Source organism: Bacteriovorax sp. As-1, from assembly GCF_058446905.1.
On sequence record NZ_CP184341.1, the window covers coordinates 124,423 to 147,659 of the forward strand.

24 protein-coding genes are annotated in these 23,237 nt (G+C 41.7%); 10 read left to right on the forward strand and 14 right to left on the reverse strand.

The features are described 5' to 3' along the window. Window positions 1–3: 3 nt before the first annotated feature. Together ACN20O_RS00580 and ACN20O_RS00585 are read right to left on the reverse strand one after the other, a co-directional pair. Window positions 4–1,119: an outer membrane protein assembly factor BamB family protein gene (locus ACN20O_RS00580; protein WP_491636162.1), complete on the reverse strand. Its 1,116-nt coding sequence runs from the start codon at window positions 1,117–1,119 to the stop codon at window positions 4–6. Between the two features lie 22 nt (window positions 1,120–1,141). Further along, a complete protein-coding gene (locus ACN20O_RS00585) occupies window positions 1,142–1,825 on the reverse strand; it encodes a YfgM family protein (RefSeq protein WP_491636164.1) in 684 nt (227 codons plus the stop codon). A gap of 164 nt (window positions 1,826–1,989) precedes the next feature. Between ACN20O_RS00585 and ACN20O_RS00590 the strand changes: the two genes are divergently transcribed. Continuing rightward, window positions 1,990–2,481, forward strand: a complete 492-nt coding sequence (locus ACN20O_RS00590) for a hypothetical protein (RefSeq protein ID WP_491636166.1) — start codon at window positions 1,990–1,992, stop codon at window positions 2,479–2,481. Beyond that, the gene (locus ACN20O_RS00595) at window positions 2,478–3,293 is read left to right on the forward strand and encodes a hypothetical protein (protein WP_491636168.1); all 816 of its coding nucleotides are present in this window, start codon (window positions 2,478–2,480) and stop codon (window positions 3,291–3,293) included. Before ACN20O_RS00590 ends, ACN20O_RS00595 begins: the two co-directional genes overlap by 4 nt. Here ACN20O_RS00595 and ACN20O_RS00600 read toward each other — a convergent pair whose 3' ends face one another. From ACN20O_RS00600 to rnc, 4 genes are all read right to left on the reverse strand, one after another. After that, window positions 3,294–4,856 (reverse strand): B12-binding domain-containing radical SAM protein, encoded by a 1,563-nt coding sequence (locus ACN20O_RS00600; RefSeq protein WP_491636170.1) that lies wholly within the window; start codon window positions 4,854–4,856, stop codon window positions 3,294–3,296. It lies immediately after the preceding gene. A gap of 192 nt (window positions 4,857–5,048) precedes the next feature. Continuing rightward, window positions 5,049–6,992: a ribosome biogenesis GTPase Der gene (locus tag ACN20O_RS00605; RefSeq protein WP_491636172.1), complete on the reverse strand. Its 1,944-nt coding sequence runs from the start codon at window positions 6,990–6,992 to the stop codon at window positions 5,049–5,051. Further along, the gene (gene era / locus ACN20O_RS00610; protein WP_491636174.1) at window positions 6,992–7,963 is read right to left on the reverse strand and encodes a GTPase Era; all 972 of its coding nucleotides are present in this window, start codon (window positions 7,961–7,963) and stop codon (window positions 6,992–6,994) included. The genes ACN20O_RS00605 and era overlap by 1 nt, the downstream gene beginning before the upstream one ends. A gap of 30 nt (window positions 7,964–7,993) precedes the next feature. Continuing rightward, window positions 7,994–8,842 (reverse strand): ribonuclease III, encoded by an 849-nt coding sequence (gene rnc, locus ACN20O_RS00615; protein WP_491636176.1) that lies wholly within the window; start codon window positions 8,840–8,842, stop codon window positions 7,994–7,996. A 180-nt stretch (window positions 8,843–9,022) separates the two neighbouring features. Here rnc and ACN20O_RS00620 point away from each other — a divergent pair, with 180 nt between their 5' ends. Continuing rightward, window positions 9,023–10,033, forward strand: coding sequence for a tyrosine-type recombinase/integrase (locus ACN20O_RS00620; protein WP_102243936.1), 1,011 nt, complete (start codon window positions 9,023–9,025; stop codon window positions 10,031–10,033). A gap of 34 nt (window positions 10,034–10,067) precedes the next feature. On the opposite strand, the gene ACN20O_RS00625 is transcribed toward ACN20O_RS00620, so the two are convergent. Next, a complete protein-coding gene (locus ACN20O_RS00625; RefSeq protein ID WP_491636179.1) occupies window positions 10,068–10,910 on the reverse strand; it encodes a hypothetical protein in 843 nt (280 codons plus the stop codon). 106 nt (window positions 10,911–11,016) lie between these two features. Here ACN20O_RS00625 and fsa point away from each other — a divergent pair, with 106 nt between their 5' ends. After that, window positions 11,017–11,664 carry a fructose-6-phosphate aldolase gene (fsa, locus tag ACN20O_RS00630; protein ID WP_491636181.1) on the forward strand — a complete coding sequence of 216 codons (648 nt, stop codon included), beginning with the start codon at window positions 11,017–11,019 and terminating at the stop codon, window positions 11,662–11,664. A 68-nt stretch (window positions 11,665–11,732) separates the two neighbouring features. Continuing rightward, a complete protein-coding gene (locus ACN20O_RS00635; RefSeq protein WP_491636183.1) occupies window positions 11,733–12,605 on the forward strand; it encodes a matrixin family metalloprotease in 873 nt (290 codons plus the stop codon). A gap of 50 nt (window positions 12,606–12,655) precedes the next feature. Here ACN20O_RS00635 and rplT read toward each other — a convergent pair whose 3' ends face one another. From rplT to ACN20O_RS00670, 7 genes are all read right to left on the reverse strand, one after another. Beyond that, complete coding sequence (gene rplT / locus ACN20O_RS00640) at window positions 12,656–13,003, reverse strand: 50S ribosomal protein L20 (protein ID WP_102243940.1); 348 nt, start codon at window positions 13,001–13,003, stop codon at window positions 12,656–12,658. A gap of 79 nt (window positions 13,004–13,082) precedes the next feature. Beyond that, complete coding sequence (rpmI, locus tag ACN20O_RS00645) at window positions 13,083–13,283, reverse strand: 50S ribosomal protein L35 (RefSeq protein ID WP_102243941.1); 201 nt, start codon at window positions 13,281–13,283, stop codon at window positions 13,083–13,085. Between the two features lie 111 nt (window positions 13,284–13,394). Then, the gene (infC, locus tag ACN20O_RS00650; RefSeq protein WP_491639245.1) at window positions 13,395–13,940 is read right to left on the reverse strand and encodes a translation initiation factor IF-3; all 546 of its coding nucleotides are present in this window, start codon (window positions 13,938–13,940) and stop codon (window positions 13,395–13,397) included. A 154-nt stretch (window positions 13,941–14,094) separates the two neighbouring features. Then, window positions 14,095–14,532, reverse strand: a complete 438-nt coding sequence (locus tag ACN20O_RS00655) for a hypothetical protein (protein WP_491636186.1) — start codon at window positions 14,530–14,532, stop codon at window positions 14,095–14,097. Window position 14,533: 1 nt separating this feature from the next. Next, window positions 14,534–16,375 carry a 1-acyl-sn-glycerol-3-phosphate acyltransferase gene (locus ACN20O_RS00660; RefSeq protein ID WP_491636188.1) on the reverse strand — a complete coding sequence of 614 codons (1,842 nt, stop codon included), beginning with the start codon at window positions 16,373–16,375 and terminating at the stop codon, window positions 14,534–14,536. Beyond that, window positions 16,375–17,436 (reverse strand): guanosine monophosphate reductase, encoded by a 1,062-nt coding sequence (locus ACN20O_RS00665; RefSeq protein WP_491636190.1) that lies wholly within the window; start codon window positions 17,434–17,436, stop codon window positions 16,375–16,377. The genes ACN20O_RS00660 and ACN20O_RS00665 overlap by 1 nt, the downstream gene beginning before the upstream one ends. Before the next feature lie 78 nt (window positions 17,437–17,514). After that, on the reverse strand, window positions 17,515–17,787 hold the full coding sequence (locus ACN20O_RS00670; RefSeq protein WP_102243945.1) for a hypothetical protein: 273 nt from the start codon (window positions 17,785–17,787) through the stop codon (window positions 17,515–17,517). Between the two features lie 102 nt (window positions 17,788–17,889). Here ACN20O_RS00670 and ACN20O_RS00675 point away from each other — a divergent pair, with 102 nt between their 5' ends. The 5 genes from ACN20O_RS00675 to ACN20O_RS00695 are packed head-to-tail and all read left to right on the forward strand — an operon-like array spanning window position 17,890 to window position 23,230. Next, a complete protein-coding gene (locus ACN20O_RS00675; RefSeq protein ID WP_491636192.1) occupies window positions 17,890–18,846 on the forward strand; it encodes a Rossmann-fold NAD(P)-binding domain-containing protein in 957 nt (318 codons plus the stop codon). After that, on the forward strand, window positions 18,830–20,359 hold the full coding sequence (hemC, locus tag ACN20O_RS00680; RefSeq protein ID WP_491636194.1) for a hydroxymethylbilane synthase: 1,530 nt from the start codon (window positions 18,830–18,832) through the stop codon (window positions 20,357–20,359). Before ACN20O_RS00675 ends, hemC begins: the two co-directional genes overlap by 17 nt. A gap of 9 nt (window positions 20,360–20,368) precedes the next feature. Then, window positions 20,369–21,646, forward strand: a complete 1,278-nt coding sequence (gene hemL / locus ACN20O_RS00685; RefSeq protein WP_491636196.1) for a glutamate-1-semialdehyde 2,1-aminomutase — start codon at window positions 20,369–20,371, stop codon at window positions 21,644–21,646. Beyond that, a complete protein-coding gene (locus tag ACN20O_RS00690; RefSeq protein ID WP_491636198.1) occupies window positions 21,646–22,551 on the forward strand; it encodes a sensor histidine kinase in 906 nt (301 codons plus the stop codon). Before hemL ends, ACN20O_RS00690 begins: the two co-directional genes overlap by 1 nt. After that, complete coding sequence (locus tag ACN20O_RS00695) at window positions 22,544–23,230, forward strand: response regulator transcription factor (RefSeq protein WP_491636200.1); 687 nt, start codon at window positions 22,544–22,546, stop codon at window positions 23,228–23,230. Before ACN20O_RS00690 ends, ACN20O_RS00695 begins: the two co-directional genes overlap by 8 nt. Window positions 23,231–23,237: the final 7 nt, after the last annotated feature.

Sequence of the window (23,237 nt, forward strand, 5' to 3'; positions counted from 1 at the left end):
TATTTAATGGAATAAGAATAAACGATTTCTTGAAGACAGTACCGCCAGGTTATCCCCAGTCGACACCATTTCTCCAAAGACCGCTGAGTAAGCGTGACCCAATTTAAAAGTCTCCACAACATTCAGTCCTTTTTGATCAACGAGCTTTAATTCACCAGTTGTCGTTGAAACCGCAAAGTATGTTTTATAAGGCACGATAGAAGTGATCACACCGCTTGAAACCTTCACGCTCTTTTGCAGGTTAAGGTTTTTATCAGTCACTAACAGCTCTCCATTTGGCGTTCCAAAGATCAATTGATCGTCGCGGACAAGAGGTGGTCTTGAAACTGTGAAGTCAGACGTTCTTAAAACTTTCCCGGTGTTCGGGTCAATCAGGCTTAGGGCCCCACCAACTGGCGAGATATAAACTCTGTCTTGTAGAACAAAAGGAGCGTTGTCGATATCGATAAATTTTGAAGCCGTTGTCAGCTTTGTTTCATAAAGAAGAACACCCTCTTCAATCGATAAAGCGGCAAATGTTCCGTCGGCAAAACCAACCAGAAGCTTGTCTTTATAAACGACTGGAGTTCCTGCGCGCTGAAGAGTTGTCAGGTAAGGAACTGAGCGCTTGTAACCCCAGAGGATTTTCCCTGTTTCAACATCCAGACAGAAAACCTGGTGGTTTCTAAGTTGGAAGAAGACTCTTCCGTTACTCACCACTCCTCTGGTTTCCACAGAAGCTCCAAGGTCAACTGAGTATTTAATGGTCCCAAGAATTCCATGGCGAGAAATCACTCGGCCTTGAACTGTTCCGTAAATGACCTGGTCTTTGTAGGCCACAGCACCAGCATGGTAGGCCGATCCGTCGAACTCACTCCAGATTTCGCGTCCATTTTCCAGCTCGTAAGCTTTCATGTACCCACCGTTATGTCCGGCATAAACGATGCCTTCGTGAACAAGAGGAGACTGAAGACCAATTGGTAAATTTCCGCTGTCATAGCTTGGATCAAGATTTTTAATCCAAAGCGGAGTCAAAGGAGAGCGTTCCTCTACCACCTTTGTAGGTTTGTACTCTCTTAATGTTGAACATGAAGCCAGTACAGACAGAGAAAGGAGAAAAGGGATACAGTATTTTTTCATTCTAATGAACCAGTTTTAAAGCTTAAAGTTTTGTCAGGTAAAGTTGAGCAATTTTTACGAACTCTGCTTCGCCTTTTGCTTTTTCTACTACGTATGTGAAGTTCTTCTTAGCTTTTTCCTTGTCACCAGCTTTCATATAAAGGCGGCCAAGATCAAGGTAAGTTTTCCCTTCGAAAATTTTTACTGACTGAGAAGTCATTTTTTCCAGAGTTTCGATAGCTAATTTATCTTCCCCTAGGTCTTCAAACACTGCTGCTTGACGGCTTAGGATGAAATACTTTGCGTAGTCATCACTTGCGATTTTTTCACCAACAGATAAAACAGCACGCGCTTCAGTGTTTTGAGCGTGGGCCATTAAAGCGTCGCTTGATTTAATGACTAGAGGTAGTAATCCTAAATACTCACCCATTTCCAGGTGAAGGTTCATCACACCACTCTCCAGAGTTTTAGCTGCGTTTGGAGCAGTAGGGTTTGCCAGGTAGTCTTTTAGAGTTGTGATCTCAAAAGCATGAATCTTGTTGTTGTATTCAACGTTAGACTTGTCAGCGAATGTTTTGAACATACCAAAGCCTAAAACAGCGGCTACGATTACCCCTAAGACCGTGTAAACGGCAATTTTATTCTTAGCAACAAAGCTTTCTGCCTTGTTTCCAGTCAGGATTTCGTTAATATCGCGGTTTTGAGATGAAGTCGTTGTAGTCGTCATTGATTACCTTAGGTTGAAAGTTTACATTTTTAAACAAAGTCATTCTAAAAAGCCTTTGTTAAGTTGTCAAAAATAGAGAGCTTAGTTAGAATAAATATATTAGAAAAACGCTGCTGACAGGATGCGCAGTCCACATTTATTTAGGTAAGAAGGATTTTGACCTTATGAAGAATCTCTTAAAACGAGTTTTACTTGCAGGATGCTTACTCATTTCATTTCAAAGTGCCTATGCGTTAGAAAAAACTAACCGCCTTGGCGTCGGGATGACTAATCAGCTAAAAAACGATTTCCCTGCCCTCTCCTTTAAAATGCAAAAAAGCCGCTCTTTTGCTCTTGGTGGAATGGTTGGCGTTTCAACATCAGATACTGATGGTGGATACGGTGCCGGAATAAAACTCTACCGCAATATCTTCGATGAGCCTCAACTCAATTTCTACTTCGCGGGTCTGGGCGCTTTAATCAGCAACAAGATTAACGGCAAAACATACTCAGGTTTTCAATTTGATTTAAGTTTGGGAAGTGAATTTCACTTCACAGGTTTAAACTCACTTGGCTTTAGCTTTGAATTTGGAGTGTCGGCCAATAAGAAAAAAGATTTTGTCTTTGAAACCATTGGCAGTAACTTTGTGGTTGCAGGGATTCACTTCTATCTATGAAAAAATTCTTAAGCGCCTTTTTATTCTTCACTCTTTTACTGGGAACTCCAGCAATCACTAGTGCTCAGGAGGCCGGTAACGATATTTTTTCGGCCGACGACGATGACTTGAACGTGGGTGGGGACATCTTTACGGATTTCAATGAAGACATTGAAAACGCTAAAGTGGTTGAAGATGAGCGCTTTTATCGTTATGGCAGATTTTTTTCTTTCAATCTCTCGCTGGGATTAACGACGTTCGATGGTAACCGCGGTCTAGCGTATGAAAACCTTCCGCCTTCATATGGTGTTTCTTTTACTTTCTTTAAAGATTTTCAAACGGCCTTAGGTTTAGGTGTCGAGTTTTCGAAACACTCAATGTTTTTAAAAGATGCAGTAAGAGCTTTTCCCGATAAACGCTGTAATGGAAACACTGAGGCCTGTCCTCCGGGAATGGTTGAAATCAGCATGCTGCGAGTATTTCTGGGCTACCGTTACTACATCGATACAGCAAACTTAGGAACGGCCATCACATACTCAAACCCCTACCTTATTGGGCGTCTTGAGTACTGGTACACTACAAACAAATACACTGATCAAACTCAACTCCCTAACGATGCCGGCGGTGGTCTAGGAGCAGGTATTGGTTTTGGTCTGGAATTCCCTATTGAACTTAAAGAAAGCTATATCGGTCTCGAGTTTCTTTTCCACTCAGTGGCCTTCTTCGACAAAAACACTCAGCGCTATGCCCCTCTTACTACTGGTGGATACGGGTTTGAAGACTTAGGTGGAAATGCTTACAGTACAATGGTGAGCTACATCTTTAACTGGTAATCAACCAATCCCCTTAAAACTCTCGATGGAAATGGCCTCCATTTTCTTGATCACTTTTACCTCGCGGTAAAACTTGAGATACAGTAAATTCTCCAGATAAGTCACCGTCAGTTTGTTGGCCACATTTTTTATCGATTTAAAAATGCGTTTCGGATGAAAAAGATAGTGCACAATCACACAGGCACCAAGCACCGTAAAACGGAAAACAGATAAAAACCATGAAGGGATGTTTTCTGAGTATGACTGCACATACCCCAATGAAGGCCCAGTCGTTCTGGTCATAAAAGTGTCACCGATATAATTAATGTACCTTTTTTTAGGGTCATTAATCAACTTTTCATGAAACTCTGATCCATCATAAGGGACAAAGTTGTGAACTAGAACATCATCAACTCCCAGATGGGCTAGCTTCAAACAAAACTTCCCTGTTCGATAAAGATCCCGCAGTCTTTGTCCGGGATAACCAACAAGAATATTGCTACAAATAGGCAGGTCAAGCTCCACGCTTTTGGCCATGGATATAGTCATCTTATCCAGATTCGCATTCTTTTTTAAAAGTTTGGCCTCTTCAGTTGAACCTGAATCAGGTGCGTACTGAATGCGCAGAAGTTTTGCCGCTTTTAAACCGCGCAAAATCTCTTCTGAGAGAATTTCGCTGCGGGTTCCGGGACTGAAAGTGATGGTCACCGGAAGATTGGCCTGGGCCATTTTCTCACAGAAATCCAAGGTCCATTTTTTATTAACCAGCCCTACGAGATCCATAAATTCGATATGGTCAATTTTATAAAGTGAAATATAGTTTCTGATTTCCTGAATAATCGCCTCAGGTGCGCGGTGAAATACATATTTATCCCACATTTGAGGGGCACTACAAAAAGAGCATTTATACGGACACCCGCGAGACGTGAGCATCATCATTGTGCGACGGTTATGAACTGTGGCGCCTGAACCCTGCTGAAGGTATTTCTCGATTGGAAAGAGATCCCAGGCAGGCGTCGGGATTTCATCCAGGGCCTTAATCCTCTCACGACGTGAAGAAATCACTCCGCGCTCTTTATCGTAATAAGCAATGCCTCTTACATTTTTGAAATCGCCATCAACTTTTTCCAATTGTTGGCAAAGATCTAGCAGTGTTTCCTCTCCTTCGCCTAAAACGCAAACCAGGTTTTCAGGAAACTCTCTTAAAATATTTTCATGAGCAGCTGTCGCATGCTCTCCTCCTAAAACAATTAGTGCCTCAGGAAAAGTCGCAATCGCTTTTCTCACAATCTCCTTATGCAAAAGCCAGTTGCTAGTGAACATGCACGAAAGCCCAATGATACGACTCTTAAGATTAATACGTGCAATGATCTCGTTGGTCTGCAGTCCATGAAAAAAGTATGGTGAATTTTTAATATCTGTGACTTGATCGAGGGCCTCTCCCATGCTGTCGACAATCTCGACCTGGTAAAAAGTCCTGATATAAGAGGCCACATAAGCAAGCCCTAATGGAGGCGACGGCGTCACAGTTGCGGCATTGCCTTTTCTCATCAGCACTGGTGGATTAATCAGAGTTATGATCACGCAATCATTCCTTTTAATGCGCAATAAATATTATTTCCAAAATAATTTAACTCTACACTTAAAATAGTTTAGGTAAACAAAGATTTTACAAAATGTGAGAAGTTTTCACATTAAGTTAGGCGTACTTACAAGAAAAGAAACAAATAGGCCCGGATTATCCGGGCCTATTTTTATGAACAATGTCGGTATTAATCAGGTAACTTCTTTCATGCGTTTACCCAGGCGACGGTTTAAATCCTCTCCTGTTCTAAACACAATATGAATCGGCGTGTTGTCGAATTCAAACTCGCGTCTCAATCCGTTTTTCAAGTAGCTCTTATAGTTATCCGGAATGTCCTTAGAAAGGTTAGTAAAGAAAAGGAAAGTTGGCGGATTCGATTTTAACATCGAAGCATACTTAACCTTTAACCTCTTACCCGCTTTCTTAATGGCCACTGGATTTTTTTCAATCAACTGATAAACATAACGGTTAAGTTTTCCAGTTCCGATACTTCTATTTCTAATCAAGACAGTTTTTTTGATCGACTCTCTTAACTTTCCAATATGCTTATTGTACTTCGCGGAAATAGGAATCAGGTCGCAGTGGTTTAACCATGGAACTGTCGCTCTTAAATCGGCGATCCACTCTTTTTTGGCCGCTTCATCAACAAGCTTCTCTTTTAAAAGATCCACTTTGTTTAAACATACAATAACTGATTTTCCTTTTTCCAGAGCGATGTCTAAAAGACGGCGGTCCTGATGAGAAATACCAATAGTTGAATCGATCATAAAAAGAATAATATCACTCTCAGTAATACAACGAAGAGAGCGGTAAACAGACTGCTGCTCAATAAAGCCTTCAACGGCCTTCTGGCGTCTGATCCCAGCTGTATCTACAATGTGCATAGAGCGCCACTGTGATCCTCTTTCTTCCTCTTCTTTAAGCATTTGAGCTTCAGCTTGAAGATACTCTTCAGAGTATCCCTCGTTTTCCAGCATCTCTTCTTCTGAGAGTTCTACATCTTCATCAGAGAAGTCTTCATCGTCTACTGCAAAAACAGTTTCATAGAGATCATCTTCTGACTTTTGAACTTCTTCATCAGAAAGAGCGTCATCGAAATCGATTTCATTTTCGTTGTGTTCGTCTGCTTCAAGAGTTTCATCAAAAAGCGGAGTTTCCTCACCAACGTAGTCTTCTTCATCGTAAATCGGCGTACCCTGTGTGCCTTCTTCTTCAAGGTTGTAGGCAACGGCCAGGTCTTTATAAACATCTGGGTTGTTGTTTCTGAATTCTTCATATTGCTGGAATAAAAGAGAATCCGTCTTAGCGAAACTTAAATCATCATCCAATAGATGGGCCTCTTTTCCAAAGAAAAGATCAAAGAAGCCTTCAATCGGATCAACAGTTGTTCCCGGAATATCACTAACCAGTGCTCTCTCTGCTCCTAAAAGCAGGTTAAGCATTGTCGATTTACCAGCGTTTGGTGCGCCGATAAGGGCCAGACGAGCGACAACTTTCTCTCTTGGAGTCACACCTTTTTGTAGATTCGACATCTCATCTTTTTGCGAGTTTTCGAATTTTATGATTTCTTTTTGTAGTCTTTGTTTAAGATCTAATAAACCAAGGCCGTGTTCAGCAGAGACTTTAAACATCTCTTCTTCACCGATACCTAATTGATAAAACTCCAGCTCCTCGCCTTCTTGTTTATCAGTGTCGAATTTATTAACCAGAACCCAGAAAGGTTTTTTCTGAGCGCGGATATAATCAGCGATACTTTCATCAAAAGGTAAAACACCTTCACGTGAATCAACGACGAAAAGGATCAAGTCACTTTCTCTGATGGCCGTCTTTGCCTGATCAGTCATGATGTTGAAAAACTTGTTCATGATCTGGTCATTTTTTCTTGGAACATTTTCTTCGATTTTAGTCGGGTAGAATCCCCCGGTATCAACCAGGATCGCTTCAGCTGCATCTTTTCCAGCGAGCTCTTCAAAAGTCGCGATACCGTAGTGGCGATCGCGCGTCACTCCCGGCTTGTCGTGAGTGATGGCCTTATGAGCTTTTTTCATCAGCCTGTTAAATAGTGAACTTTTACCGACATTGGGTCTCCCGATCAGGGAGATCACCATTGAGCGGTGATATTGTTTTGTTTCCATTACTTCTTTCTCCAAACGCGATTAGAATCCTTCGCGCGAGGAAGACCGATTTCTTCAAGAACGAAGTTATTTGAGAACCACTTAGGCGACACTTTTACGTGTAGGTTTAAGTGAACTGGGCCTCCAGTCATAACTTCAATTTTCTTTCTCGATCTGATCCCGATTTCTTTAATCATCGATCCAGATGAACCAATCACGATCGCTCTTTGCGACGGACGGTTTACCAGAATAGAAGCAGAAATATGTGACTCATAAGAATTCGGGTCTGTTTTACCTTTTACTTCTTTATATTCATCGATCACAACCGCAACTTCGTATGGAACTTCATCTTTTAGAAGTTCAAACGCCTGCTCGCGGATGTATTCAGTAACGAAGAATCTTTGGTTCTTGTTTGAGACATCTCCGTTTGGATACAAGTGCGGTCCCGGCTCAGCTTTATCACAAAGAGCTCCGGTTAAATCATGAATATTGATTCCTTCTTTTGAAGAAATTAAAAAATACTTCTCAAGTGATGGGAAGATTTCTTTTGCTCTTTCAAACACTTCTTTCAGTGGAAGTTTATCTGAGTCTTCAACTTTGTCAGCTTTTGTGAAAAGAACCCATGTTGGCCCTAATTCTTGCTGAAAGTTGTCTTTGAAGTCTACAAACTGGTCTAAAATATCGCGAGAGATATCAATTAAAAGCAGGTTTAAATCCGCTCCTTCTGTTCCCTCTCTTGCCTGCTCATTTAAACGCTTGTTGAATTCCTGGTTTGACTTGTGTAGACCCGGAGTGTCCACCATAACAACTTCAGTGCGGTCTACAGTAAACACGCAGTGAAATTTGTTTCTTGTTGTTTGTGGTTTACTTGTAACTACTGACAGGTCTGTTCCGATCAAGCAGTTGATCAATGAACTTTTCCCTACGTTTGGCGCCCCTAATACTGCAACCATAATGGATTTGTTGTGGGGGTGCTGATCTTCGATTAACATTCTCGTCTCCTTTCTTATTCACGCTTTATTTTAGTAAAGCTTCTCGTCTATAATTTTTTTAGCTAATTGCTTTTCTACTTTTTTCTTTGATGTCCCAGTCATCTCTGCCAGCTTCTTGTCCCCGAGCCACACTTCAACATGAAATCCTGTGTGATCCGGAAGTTCACTCGATTTATAAGTGGGAAATACCCCGAGGGCGGCCATCGTCAATTCCTGAAGTTTAGACTTAGTATCAAAAACATTAAGTTGTTCTAAAGAATAAAATGAAGTCTTTGTATTCTTTTCAAACTGATCGACAATAAATTTTAGTGTTGTCTCTAAAATCTCAACATTATTATTTGAATCAAAATAAATCGCCGCAAAAAGAGCTTCAAAGGCGTCCGCCAAAATCGAGTCTTTATCAAACCCGCGCGAACGAAGCTCTCCGCGCCCCATGAACAAAAACTCTCCCAGAGTAATTGAGCGCGCTAATTCAGCAAGCTTCTCTTCATTAACCAGCGCTCCTCTGAGCTTTGAGAGATCGCCTTCGTGATGATCTTTATAAAGGTGATAAAGATTTTTTCCAACAATAAAGTTGATAAGTGAGTCACCTAAAAATTCCAGGCGTTCATTTGAGTGCAGTGTACTCTCTTTCATCTCATAACAAAAAGTTGATTGAGTGAGTGCGAGAATCAAATACTTTTTATCTTTGAATGTATAATTAATTTTTTTTTCGAGTTGAGCAAAAGAAATCTTGTGAGAAATAATATGATGAAGTTCCGATTGATCGAATTTTTTTAGTGACGCTTCGGAATAAAATGCATTAAGCCATGAATGCGTATCAGGAAAGCGTATGCTCCCATCTTCCTGAGTTTCTTGATTAAAGGTCGTCTCTTGCACGGCTTAGCCTACTGATTATTTGAATGTTTTTATCTCAGCGCGTTTTTTATCACTACTCATACGCGTTATCAAGATTCTCTTTTTTGGTTGTTAATATTTACCAACTAAGATACTATGCCCGCGCTAACACTTTGAAATGACTCTTCACACACACACTTTTCCGAGAGAGACGAAAGAACTATGAACACAAACACCACAGAATCTACTGTCCAAACCCCGGTTTCAAGCGCCCCTCTAAACCCAGAACTTTTCGAACTTCAACAAGAGTTTTACCGCAACCTGAGAACTCAGGGAAAGAGCCAAAACACGCTAAAGAACTACAAGACAGACCTAGACTGCTTTAACTTTTACCTAAACACTGAATACGCTTCTGTTGAAGTTAAAAACTTCGACCAGGCGCTAGTGACAAACTACGGAAAGTACCTGGAAAACAAGTACTCTTCTGACAACTCAAGAAGAAGAAGAGTTCAAGCTCTAAGAATCTTCTTTGATTTCCTTTTAAACAAATCACTGGTGTCTTCAAACCCGGTGAGAAAACTTCCAACTTCACCGAAGTTTTTAGATATCCCAAGACCAACTCCATTTATCGACGTAAAAACTCTTTGGACTTACTTAGTTGAAGAGTCGCACTCACAAGATAAAATTCAGGAGCTTCTGTCTAAGAGAAACCAAATCCTTTTCCTTCTTATCTTCGGAGCAGGGTTAAAAGTTTCTGATCTTTCAGAGCTAAAAATGAGCGACATCACAATCTCTAACGGAGAAGCACGCGTTCTTATCCGTCACCCGAAAAGAGATGCATACACAGTTGTTCTTCCAAAAATCTTTGAAAAAGTTTTTGCTGACTACCTGGCAATCCTTGATGAAATGAAGGCTAAGTCACAAATCACATTTGACAACCTTCTCTTCTACGCTAACCCATACAGAATCATTTCTGGTGGATTATCGCCAAGAGGGATTGAGATCATTTTCGAAGACTACAGAAATAAACTAATGATCACTCTGACTCCAAAATCACTTCGTCAGGCGTGTATCTTTAAATGGATCCAGCAAGAAAAGAGCGTAACGCTTATTAAGGAATGGTTAGGACTTGCTCCTTCTTACGACCTGAAGCTTTACCTAGAGCACGCTCCAAATTTCCTATACAACGAGGAAATCCTGGAAGACATTTATTCAAACTACAGAAAGCACTAAAATAAAAAGGGCCCGTTTTCCGGGCCCTTTTTTTTTAATCATCAATAACTTTTTCACCACTTGCTCTTCTAGGTCTTATTTCTTCCGGCCGATCGTAAACCGGCAAGCCAACATCGTGATCCATATGCCAGCGGTCAAACAACAAATCGTTCTTATCAATGCGGTAGAAGTCCAATTCTTTGTCGATATTATCTAAGCGGAAGGCCAGTTCGCGCTGAAGTTTAATCTCATCATTTTTACGAGAGAGTAAATCATCCAGCGCTTTGATCTTTGCTTTTTCAAGTTCAGCAATCTGGCGGTCGTAATCGGCGGCCGTCTGCACTTTTCTTTCTTCAAAGTTCCAGATCCCATTGTTGATATCGTTGAGTTGAACCATGAAGTCTTTTTTCTTATTAATTAAACTCGCGCGGTAAACAGAGGCCTCGCGTACGCGCTCTGCCAGCTTCTCAGAGTGCATAATCAGCGCAGTCCCGCGTCTGAAATACTCTTCTTTGGGAAAACATGGGAACAGTTCTTTGGCGTACATAACGAAGTAATCCGGCTCAATACTTCGGACATACCCCTGGCAGTAGTCGCCTTCTTTGTTGTTTTGGATTTTAAACTCGACTAAATCCCCGGCCCGGAAAAACTTTACGTTCTTATTTTCGCTGGAGATTTTTACAATTGAAGCTGTGGCATCACGGTCAGTCACTCGTCCGGAAAACATCGTATAATCGGCCTTGACGTCGTAAAACGAATCGGCCCCAATGACCAGTGTCTCTTTTTTAACCTTGTTTTTAGGCTCATCTCTGACTGTCAGAGAATTAAGTGCCTTCGACTCAATAGCATTTGATGAGTTGATTCCGAGGATTAAAAAACTAAGCAGTAGTGACTTCATACATAAGATTATAACCTACTTTTTTTTCTACCCCAGTGGGAAAAAAGCTTTCCGAAAACACCCGCCGAGCGTACTCTTATGGCATATTTTTTAAACCGGAGGATTTATGGAATTTTTTCTAGACACAGGAATTATTGCTGAAATTAAAGAAGCAGTTTCGTTGGGTATTATTGACGGAGTCACAACTAACCCATCTCTTATTGCTAAAACCGGACGCAAACAAGAAGATGTCATCCGCGAAATCTCTGAGATCGTTGACGGTCCCATTTCAGCGGAAGTTATAGCACTTGACCTAGAAGGTATGATTAAAGAAGGCGAGGAATTAGCTAAAATTCACAAAAACGTGGTGATCAAGCTTCCTCTAACTGAAGCGGGAATCGCTGCTTGTGCTTACTTCACAAAAAAAGGCATCAAGACAAACGTCACACTTTGTTTTTCAATGAACCAGGCCCTATTAGCAGCTAAGGCCGGGGCCACTTACATCTCTCCATTCATCGGCCGCCTGGACGATATCGGACACAACGGAAACGACCTGATCGCAGAAATCCGTCAGATGTATGATAACTACGGCTTCAAAACAAAAATCCTGGCAGCTTCTATCCGACATTCGGCACACGTCAGAGAAGTGGCCTTAATTGGGGCAGATGTAGGGACTATGCCTCTTTCTGTTATCAAGTCGCTCTATAAGCACCCCCTAACTACAAATGGTTTAGAGGCGTTTTTAGCTGACCACAAGAAGGCCAACACTAAGTAATCCCAAACTAGGGCAAAAATTAAGGTTTTTGCCCTAAGTTTCCCCCCTTGTTGCCCGATAATAGAGCAATGAGGAACCTGCTCTTAATTTCCTTATTCACTCTCCTGTTTGCTGCTTGTAAAAAGCAGACAACAACGTCTCAATCAGCCTTAGGCAGCAGCGGATCGGGCTGCCTTATCGGGAAATGGAGTGACTCTTCCCTGCCTCTAACTGTTAAAATGTCTTCTGATTTTTCCGGCGATATTACAGCGGGTATGATGGTCGGAGGACTCAACCCTCTCGAGCAGATGGCGAAAGTCTGGAATGATGCTGTAGGAGGCTCTAAAACGCTTATTACGGTGCCTTTTCCCGTAACGAACAACACTGGTTACTCGACAACGTCGGCCTTCAGAGACAACGAAATCGGAATCTATAAATCCCCTCAATGGTTTTCTAACGTTCAAACTAACGTTATCGCTATCACGCAATACTATGGTGTGGTCACAAGTAGCTCTGGTCTTGGCCAGTACGTGCAACTGACTCACGCTGATATCATTGTTAACTACCGCGATTACGCTTCAGACCTGGTGATGGCAAATGCCATGTACCAGGTGGATATGGATCTACCAACTGTTGTTCTGCATGAGATGGGACACCTACTTGGCCTTTGTCATGAATCGACTAAACCATCAATCATGGCCCCCTACTATTCGACAACCCAAAGATCAGTTCAAAACTTTGATAGAACTCGCATTCAAGACATCTACATCAACAACTACATTAGCGGCCTAAGCGCCAACACCAACGCTATCAGCGTCCCTGAAGGAACAGAAGTCAAAGGGATGATTGAATTACATAAAGATGGGACTTGCGCCCACTATCAGAATGGGAAAAAGGTTTACGAACACCACCTGGATCTTTCCCGCAAACCAGACATGTCGATGTTTAAAAAGCAGAAATAAAAAAGGCCCTCAAAGAGGGCCTTTTTTATTATAAGAATCTAATTCTAAAATTATTTCTTAAGAGCATTCTTAATTGCTGTGAATCCAGCAAAGTCAGTAGCTGCGATTTCTGCAAGCATTTTTCTGTTAAGAGTAACATTATTTGCTTTTAGAGATCCGATGAATTTAGAGTATGAAGTCTCTAGAGTTCTAGCTGCTGCTGCAATTCTAACAACCCATAGCTTTCTCATATCTCTCTTAAGTAGTCTTCTTCCTACGTAAGCGTAGTTAAGAGCACGTTTAACAGTTTCAGCTGTGTGCTTATATTTTGTTCTACGGTCAAAGTGAAAACCTTTTGCAAGTTTTAGAACTTTGTTTCTTCTTCTTCTAGCTTTAAATCCTCTACGTACGCGTGCCATTTTCTACTCCTGTAACGATCTTTGGGGGAAGCTTCTTCTCTTAGGCCCAAAACATCTGTTTTATATTTTTATCTTTTAATTAGAATGCGTATGGAAGCATTCTTCTAACTTTTTCGTGCTCTGATTGGTGAACTAGAGCTGGTCCACCTGCTCTGTTCTTTCTTTTTTGGCTCTTAACTTCAAGCTTGTGTCTTAATCCACATCTGCTTCTTTTAACTTTACCTGTACCAGTTACGCTGTATCTTTTCGCAGCTGATTTTCTTGTCTTCATTTTTGGCATGAAATACTCCCAACATTCGCTATATCAACGATCAATTTATAAAATAATGCATTAAATGCTTTTTAAAGCAGGTATAAATATCAATAAATTCATACCTTGTAAAAGACTTTCTTAGTCCTTTTTAGCTTTTTGTTCAGAAGCGGCATTTTTATCATCCGTCTTCTTCACAGGTGGCTTCTTAGTCGAAGCTAAAATGGCGATAATTCTATTACCCATCATTTTTGGCTCAGACTCGATCACGGCACCCATTTCAACAATTTGGCCGATGATAGCTTTAAACTTCTCCATTCCTGCATCGCGATATGACATTTCGCGACCGCGGAATTGCATAGAAATCTTAATCTTATCACCTTGGTCTAAGAACTTGCGGCAGTGGTTTAGCTTTGTATCTAAATCACCTTGCTCGATATTTGGACGTAGCTGAACTTCTTTTAACTGGATAACAATTTGCTTTTTCTTAGCTTCTTGAGCTTTCTTTTGCAGCTCGTACTTATACTTACCGAAGTCGATAAGCTTAACAACCGGAGGTTGAGCTGTAGGGCTCACTTCAACAAGATCTAGGCCTGCTTCATCAGAAATTCTTCTTGCTTCGGCCATAGAAACAACACCGTATTGGTGACCGTCATCCCCTAGTAAGCGGCATTCAGGAATCCTGATTTGCTCGTTAACTCTTGGACCTTGGTTTTTGCTTGATTGGCGGTCGCGATCGAATGATGGTCTCTGGAATGAACCTGGGCTCTGGTTGTCTTTAATAATTTACCTCTGGATATAGACCTTCTAGTTATTTAGAGGGTCCTTTATTTTAGTAATGCTACGAATGAATATAATCTTTTTGAATAAAAAAATGAAGCTCTAATTTAGGGCCATCCAAAACTATGTGGTAAGTGTCATTTATTCCCTGAGAGCTGGCCTTGATAATTTGCTGGGCCTGCTCTTTTAAGGCAGAAAAGTCCATCTTGAACGATTCTTCAGAAGACTCCCAAACTAAAGTCGTCTGGGCCTCTACGTCAAAAGTCGGTAGATCCGTCTTGGGAACACCTACGACTTCTAAAAGAAGCCTGCCCGTTCCGGTTTTTGAGCTCATTTCCACAATGCTTTTTTTACCGACAAGCTGGTAAGTCGAGTCTGTCAGAATCCTGCGTTTTAAGGCCTGATCAGCATCCATCCACGTAGTGAGGTCATGGAGTTCGGCGCTGGCGATAAAACGCCGCCTCTGCCAATTGATTTTTTTTAGCTTAATGGCGGCCATATTAGTTTAGTAGATTGATGGAAAGCTGCGAGCTTAAATCCGATTCCACTTTTGTCAGGACTTCGACCAGTTTCTGGGAATCCGTGACGGCATAGTAGCCGCTATTGCTAGCGACGATACCTGTGTGAATGAAATACTGCAGACTCGATTTAGAAAGAGGAACAGAGTAACTTTCAGCGTATTTGATAATGCGCTTAAGTTTTCTCTCACTTTCAAAAACCTCTTTATATTTCTTTAAAAAAGTCTCCATTTTGAAGCCTTCTTTGTACTCTTTTGAAAGCGACGTGAGCGTCAGTCCGCAAACGTAGTAAGCTTCCATAAGATAGTTACAAGCGCGCGAGAAAAGACTCACTTTCTGCAGAATCTGATAAAGCTCCTTATGAGAGAGCTCCATACATTCTTCCAGTGTCTTGACTTCTCTTCCGACAGCATCGGAAACAATGTCCAGAGTTGAGGTTAAAAACTCCTTTACCGTTGGAAGATAAAACTCGTGCATTAGCTGTTTTCTTTGCGAAATGAAGAACTTTTTCAGGTCATCAACATTCGTGATGTGCCCTGAAAACAGGTTGACCCATCCCATATTCACAATCCAAGGAACCAAGAAATGATGAAGAACCGTGTTTTTGAAATAGAGGATTTCTTTTCTTGAATCATCTTTAATCGAATAAAAAACGTGGTTTCCATTCGGATTTCCGATCGCTTCAACTTTTTTATTTCCGATTAAGATATCAATTGATCTCTCCAGTGATTTTTCTAAATTCTCCGGAGTGATAGAATCTGTGATCGGCACATTGAACTTCTGGCAGTAAGCGACGATGTGGCGGGCCTTAGAGAGAATTTCTTCCCACTTAAGCGCTCCTGTCGGTTCATCTAAAAGAATCATCGCCAGAAGTGACGTCGGAGTCACACGCATATTTTTCCCGACCTCTAAGAAGCATTCAAACGCAAGCTTTTGAGTCTGGGTTTTGAGGTTGTCCATATCGACAGATGGCATATCCACCGGGTGACCGACGTTGATGTGCACATTACCGAATTGGTATGAAAAAAGGCGAACCAGACCAAAAACCTGACCGGCACTTTCTTTTTTCTTTTTTCCACCATCGAGTTCGCGCACCAGCGACTTTTGTTCAGGAACATATTCGTGAACAATCGAAACCGGAATAAACTTGAGTGGCAGTCTGCTTGCTTCCGGGATGGCCTGGTGAGCCTCAATTAACATCTGATACAGACCGTAACGAGGTGGTAGAAGTTTTCCAGTGCGCGATCTTCCCCCCTCAAAGAAAAACTCAATGGGATTGCCCTTCACTAACATGTAATGCAGGTACGCTTCCAGAGTTAGCTTATAAAGGATGTCGTTGGCGAATGTTCTTCTGATGAAAAAACACCCAGAACGACGAAACAGAGGCCCGATTGGGAAAATATTAAGGTTATTTCCACCCGCTACAAAAAGTGGCGACTGGTATTTTTTAAAATAGATATAGTTAATCGCCACGTAGTCCGCGTGAGACTGGTGGTTGGGAACTAAAACGATATTATTTTTCTGCGACAACTCTTTTAGGTTTTTGCCGTTATCGTTAAAGTTAATCCCATCATAAAGTTGCGACAGTGAGGCATCGAGGAATTTCTCAAAAGTTCTCAAAAACGGAAGCGAGAGCTCCGCTCTGATTTCTTTTAAGTTTTTGATCGCTTTTTCGCGCTCTTCGTCCTTGTTGCCTATTCTGTCTTTAAGCTTGGGGTAATTTAAAACAATTTCCTCCATCTCTTTGAAGTTATCAAAGAAACTCGGGATCCCGCCAATGAGACCGCCAAGTTTGGCGAAGTTTCCAAGCTTAGAAAAATCCATTATCTCACTCCGTGAGGTTTTGATTCACTCATTCCCGATGCTGTCATCTGGATAAATAACGCTGCTTCAGACATCGCCTTAATGTTATCAACTCCAATGTAAGTCATCCCCGAGCGCAGACCTCCCATCAGTTCGTTGATTACGTGAGACACAGGTCCTTTAGAAGGAATCATTGTCGACTCACCTTCTGCAGCCATCCCTTGAGGCATTTCACCACGCCAAGAAACTTGCGCTGCTTTTGAGGCCATTCCTCTATATTGTTTCATCCCACCTTTTAACTCGCCTGGAGTTTCAAATGTTCCAGAAACAAGAGACCCAACCATAACTGAAGAAGCTCCAGCACAAAGTGCTTTTACAATGTCTCCAGAATTTTTTAATCCACCATCGGCAATAACCGGGATGCCGTGTTTTTCAGCAACACTTACCGCTAGCGCGATAGCAGATAATTGAGGAACACCGTGACCAGTAATGATACGAGTTGTACACATTGACCCTGGGCCAATTCCTACTTTTACCGCGTCAGCTCCGCGCTCAATCATTCTCTTTACACCATCAGCAGTCGCTACGTTACCTGCGATAACGTCGATTTTTGGGTGTTTCTTTTTTAGGTAATCAAGTGTCTCAAGCATCATAATAGAGTCGCCGTGAGCGATATCTAAAGTGATGATTTGAACACCGGCATCTACCAGCATATCTGCTCTTTTAATACCTTCTTCTTTAACCCCGATACTTGCAGCAATTGGCGTTTTAAGTCCTTTTTCTTTTAAGTATTCCTGGATTTTTTTAACCATCGCCACTTGTTCAGCCTCGTTCATGAAACGGTGAAGAGAACCTATCCCACCCAGGCTTGCCATAGCACAGGCCATATCTGTCTCAGTGATTGTATCCATATTGGCCGTGATCACTGGAAGATCAATTTCATAATTCTTAGTGATTTTTGTTTTTAAAACCGGATGTTTTCTCGATGAAACTTCTGAGTAGCGAGGCACTAGTAAAACATCATCAAACGTTAAACCAATTCCTCTATTTAAAATTTCTTTTGGACTAAACATTAGTTCCATGGATTCTCCTGTGGCGTTAAAGGGTCGAAAAAAAAGAGTACATTAGAGAATAAAACTGACGAAACCTGTTGGCAAAATTTAATTTGTGGCCATGCGGGCAAAAACGATAGGAAGGATGATATAAAGGATGGTGTCGCGCACTAAATAAAAAAGAAAGAAATAGACAAAGGCCTTTGGTCCCTTTTCCCATAGCTTTTCTAGCCCCAAATACTGGGCCTTTTTGCTCATGGCTATCATAAAACGGCTTTTCCCATAGTGTTTAATGAAAAAAGTTATAGAACCATCGACTTTTTTGTCGAAGGCCAGAAATGCGCCTTTTATTGGCGTATATAAAGTCTGAAAGATATTCATTAAGGGCACCCTATCACAAAAAAAGTGATAAGAAAAAAAGATAAAAACCTACATTTTTATGACAATTTACAGACTTTAGAGAGTTATAACTAGTTAAGACTTATGATTACCAATTTAACTGTCATTAATTTAAAGGCAAATTCACACGCGAGCCCTTCAAAGGGAGACGTCTTCGTTTTAAAGACGTGTCAGCGTACCCTAGTTATGGGGATTGGTGAAGCACCTTTTCTTCACCTTCGCGAAAACGCTCTGAGAGAAGACGTCATCACAGACATTTTTGAAGGACAAGACGCTTACGTTTTCCTACTTGAAACGATCTGTGGCCTGCGCTCTGAAGTTGTTGCCGAGTATGAGGTAGTGGGACAGTTCAAAGACGCCTACCAGGAATTCCTTAAATCCCCTGAAAGAAACACTCACGTCATGACGGTTCTGGAAAAACTCTTCCAGGACAATAAAAAAGTAAGAACGGATCATTTAACTGAGATTGGTCAGCTAACATATGCCGGAATCGCCAGAAAACTCATCCATACTGCTGTCAATGACGGAGATGTATTGGTTCTTGGTTCTGGGACACTGGCAGAAGACTTGATTAAGCTTTTAAAGAAAAAGCACAACGTGTTCATCTCTGCCAGAAACGACGCGCGCGTAGCGGAGTTGTCGTCTACTTACGGGCTAGAGAGCGTCGCGTGGGGCGCAAAAGACATTTACGCCCGCTTCCCATTTATCGTTAATACTATTGGAGCAGATGAAGTTCTTTTTGATGAACTCTTCTTCTTGCAATTTTTCGGTTACAAATATCACACTTCTCCCGCAGCACAAATGAAGCTCTTTATTGATCTTGGATCTCCCTCTGTGATAGAAACTAGTCTCACAGAAAAAGATGGAGTTCTTCGCCTGGAAGATATTTTCAGACAAAGCGCCAAGCTCAATATCGAAAAGATGGAAAAGGTCAATAAAGCGAAATCAACAATCGCTACCCTTGCCGAAAAACGCGCAAGACCTGCTCTATCCAGCACACCATTTGATTGGGAGGAGTTACAGTTTGCCTACTCACTATAAGATCGGAACCAGAGGGTCACTTCTTGCCCTCACTCAATGTGGACAAGTTAAAGACGAACTAGAGCGCTTAACCGGCGACACTTTCGAATTAGTTGTCATTAAAACTCAAGGTGACATTCAAACCTCGCAGCCGCTTTGGCAGATGAGCGGAAATAACTTTTTTACTAAAGAACTTGATGAAGCTCTTTTAAACGACCAGGTAGACCTGGTCGTTCACTCACATAAAGACCTAGGCTCTCTTCGTCCTGAAGGGATCACAATGGCCGCGGTGACAAAAAGAAGTTTTGCTCACGATATCCTGCTTATTAAAAACGAAACGATTCCTACGATTAAAAACAGAACTGAATTAATCATCGGGACTTCTTCGCCAAGAAGAATTGTAAACATCGAAAAGAAACTTGCTGACTATCTTCCAAAAGCAAAAAACGTTGTTGTAAAAACAAAGATGCTTCGTGGGAATATCAACACTCGCATTCAAAAACTGCGCGATGGTGAATACGATGCCATCGTTCTCGCTCTTCCTGGAATTGAAAGACTTGCCCACACGCCTGCTTCAAACGAAGAACTAAAAAGACTGCTGGATGGAATCAACTTTATGATTCTTCCTCAAACAGTCTTCCCTTCTTCGGCCTCTCAAGGAGCGCTGGCGATTGAATGTAAAATAAACCGCGCTGATAACGGAGAGCTTTTAAAGAAGCTTGCCCTAGTTCAAGATGCACGCACGAAAGAAGAAGTTGTGCGTGAAAGAAAATCTTTCAATGAATACGGCGGCGGTTGCCACCTTGCTGTGGGAATCAACGTCAGAAAACTTCATAGCTCTAAAGGGGAATTTTTCCTTCATAGCCATCAAGGGCACTTAAACGGTGAAGACGTTTCTGTCTTTGAACTAGAAGGTCGCTCACTTCCGGCCTTTGTGGCCGCTCCAAAAGTTTTTAACGGTCACCCGACAAATGACCAACTAATCACTAAAAAAAATATCCCGGTCACTCTCGATCAGGGACTGCATCTTTATATCACCAGCAAATACTGCTTTGATGCGATTCTTGGAAGCAATCCAAAATCACTTTGGGCCGCTGGAACAAAAACGATGAAAGACCTGGCCGCTCTTGGCTTCTGGGTTAACGGGACTGCTGATAGTATTGGCGATGATGAAGTAGAAAACCTGCGTTCATCCCGTGCTGCCGGAATTATGGTCGATACCAAAGCTCCGCTGATTGTTCTATCTAATGATGAAGCAAAAAGCACGCTGACGACAGCTGAAGTCGTCGCGTGCTATAAGCGCGAGATCAATAAAAATGTAAGCGCAGAATTTAAAGCTAATATTTTAAAAACAGAAGTCTTCTACTGGACGAGCTTCTTCCAGTACCAGGCCTATATTTACCACTTCCCGGAAATCAAAGAACGCATACACGCGTGTGGGATCGGCAAAACGTACGATCTTTTCCGCACAAATGGCGTTGAAGTTCTTCCGATGGCAGGAATTGAAGAATTTAAATCATGGACCCAATCTTAAGGAAATAATATGTCGAATATTCAATCTGATCTTTTTTCTAAATCAAAAACATTAGTGCCTGGTGGAGTTCACTCGCCAGTAAGAAGCTTTAAAGGTCTTCACACTACTCCTCGCTTTTTTAAAAGAGCTGAAGGGGCCTATATCTACGACGTAGAAGATAAAAAATATGTCGACTTCTGCATGAGCTTTGGACCACTAATCCTAGGACACAGACACCCAAAAGTTGAAAAGGCCCTGCACGAAGGTCTTGAGCGCGGATGGAGTTATGGAGCTTGTGAACCCTACTCACTGGAGCTTGCAGAATTTCTTTTAGGAAAACTTCCTCACGTTGAACAACTTCGTTTCGTTAACTCTGGAACTGAAGCCGTCATGACAGCTCTTCGCCTCGCTCGCGGAGTGACTGGAAGAAATAAAATTATTAAGTTTAACGGCTGCTACCATGGACACGTGGATTCAATGCTGATTAAAGCTGGTTCTGGCCTTGCTGGTGAAGCTGAAGCTTCGTCTGCCGGTGTTCCAGAAGGCGTTGCTCACGATACACTTATTCTTGAACTTGGTGACACTGAAGGATTAAAACAATGCTTCATCGATCACAAAGACCAAATCGCGGCCATCATCATTGAGCCTCTTCCGGCAAACAATGGACTTATGGTTCAGCCAAAAGAATTCCTGCAATTTTTAAGAGACATCACAACTGCAAATAAAGCACTTTTAATCTTTGATGAAGTTATCTCAGGTTTCCGCGTCGCTTTCGGTGGAATGGCCGAAGTGACAGGGATTAAACCGGACATCGTGACATTAGGAAAAATCATCGGTGGGGGTTTACCTGTTGGAGCGATCGGGTCTTCTAAATTCATCATGGAACACTTAGCTCCGATTGGAAAAGTTTACCAGGCGGGAACTCTTTCAGCGAACCCTCTAGCGATGGTGGGTGGACTTTCAACTCTAAAAGAGATGACTCCTGAGTCTTATAAAAAAATTGAAGAACAAACAAAAAAGATCACGACACTTCTAGCGAACTGGATGAAGACTTATAACAATGGTCAGTTCAACATGTTCCAGATCACAACGTACTCGTCTCTTTTTTGGATTGTTCCAAAGGCAAACGTAACAAAAATTGCTGATATCCCGGCGAACCTGACAGAAAACTTCAACAAGCTTTTTGAAGTGTTATTAGACCGCGGGATTTACCTGGCACCAAACGCTTATGAAGTGGGATTTGTGAGTTTAGCTCACGATGACACTGTTGTTGCTGATATCGCTAAGAGACTGGACATTAAACTTTAATGAATATTAAAAACCCATACTCTCATTCATCAAAACTCCTTTTTACCCTCTCATTACTGTGGGCCGGAGTTCTCTTGATGATTGGGGCCTGGTGGGTTTATATCATGATCAACTTTGAAAGCTTTTTAGGGCACGCTGACAGACCTCGCATCACTAAGATGCTGGCCTGGGAAGGTGGAAGTTTCCTGGTGCTTTTAATGCTTCTTTCAATTTCCCTGCTGCTTCTTTATTTAAAAGATCAGAAAAAAACGAATTCCCTGCAGGCGTTTTTTGCGAGCCTTACTCACGAGTTAAAAACGCCACTGGCAAGTATTCGTCTTCAAGGTGAAGTGATTAACGAGATTTTAGAATCAAAGAATGATCCGACCTTAGATAAACTAATCGGGCGCTTAATTGCTGATACAACAAAACTTGAGACTCAAATGGATAAGATCCTGCAACTCTCGCGCATTGAGCGCGGAGGAGAACTCAATCTAACAAGCTTGTCTCTTCTGCCCTTTATTAAAAGACTAGCAAAGACCTGGGTTCCTGAACATGAAGTCGAGATCATTGCTCCAGAAGGAACTATCAACATTGAAGCTGATGAGTTTGCTCTTGAACTCATTATGAAAAACCTGCTGGAAAACACTCGCATTCATACGACGAGTAAAAAGATTCAAATCGTTTTATCTCACAGTGAAGGCAAAGTTCACCTGGCCTATATCGACCACGGCGACTTTAAAGGTGACTTAGAAAAATTAGGGACACTTTTTTACAAGCACAACTCGACTAAAGGCTCTGGGATTGGACTTTATTTAAGCCAGAAGCTTTTAGATAAAATGCACGGAAATCTTTCCATCACTAAAGCAAACCATGGATTAAAGTTTGATTTAGTTTTCAAAAGAAGTGAGGAGGCCCATGCTTAATATTCTCATTGTTGAAGACGAAGAAAACTTAGGAATCACTCTCACAGAATACCTAAAAGGTCTGGGGCATGGCTGTGCTTGGGCAAAAAATGCAAAAGAAGCACGCGAACTTTTTAAATCAGAACACCCAGCTGTGATCCTGATGGATATCGGCCTTCCCGACGGAAACGGACTGGATTTGGCCCGCGAATTTAGAAAACTAAGAAAAGACTTTGTTCTTCTCTTCTTATCAGCACTCAATGACCCGGAGACAAAAGTTGAAGGACTGGAAATTGGGGCCGATGACTACATTACAAAACCATTTGCTCTAAAAGAGCTTATTTTAAGATTAAACCGCATCCTTTCAAGCCAAAGCGAGATTAACAAACTTCCTGAGGAAATCACTCACGGAGGACTAAAAATCTGGTTTAAGCGCTATGAAGTGCAGGATGCCCAAGGAAACGTGATCACTCTCTCTCAAAAAGAGTGCGCGATCCTGGAGCTTCTCTATACCAAAAAAAATAATGCCGTTGACCGCGAAGAGATCATTGAAAAGATCTGGGGAGAAGACAAGTTTCCTTCCAACCGCACCGTCGACAATTACATCGTTAAACTTCGCAAGTGGTGTGAGACAGATTCGAAAAAAACTCTCGAAATTCAAAGTATCAGAAGTATTGGATATAAATTAATTGTGAATTAAAGGACAA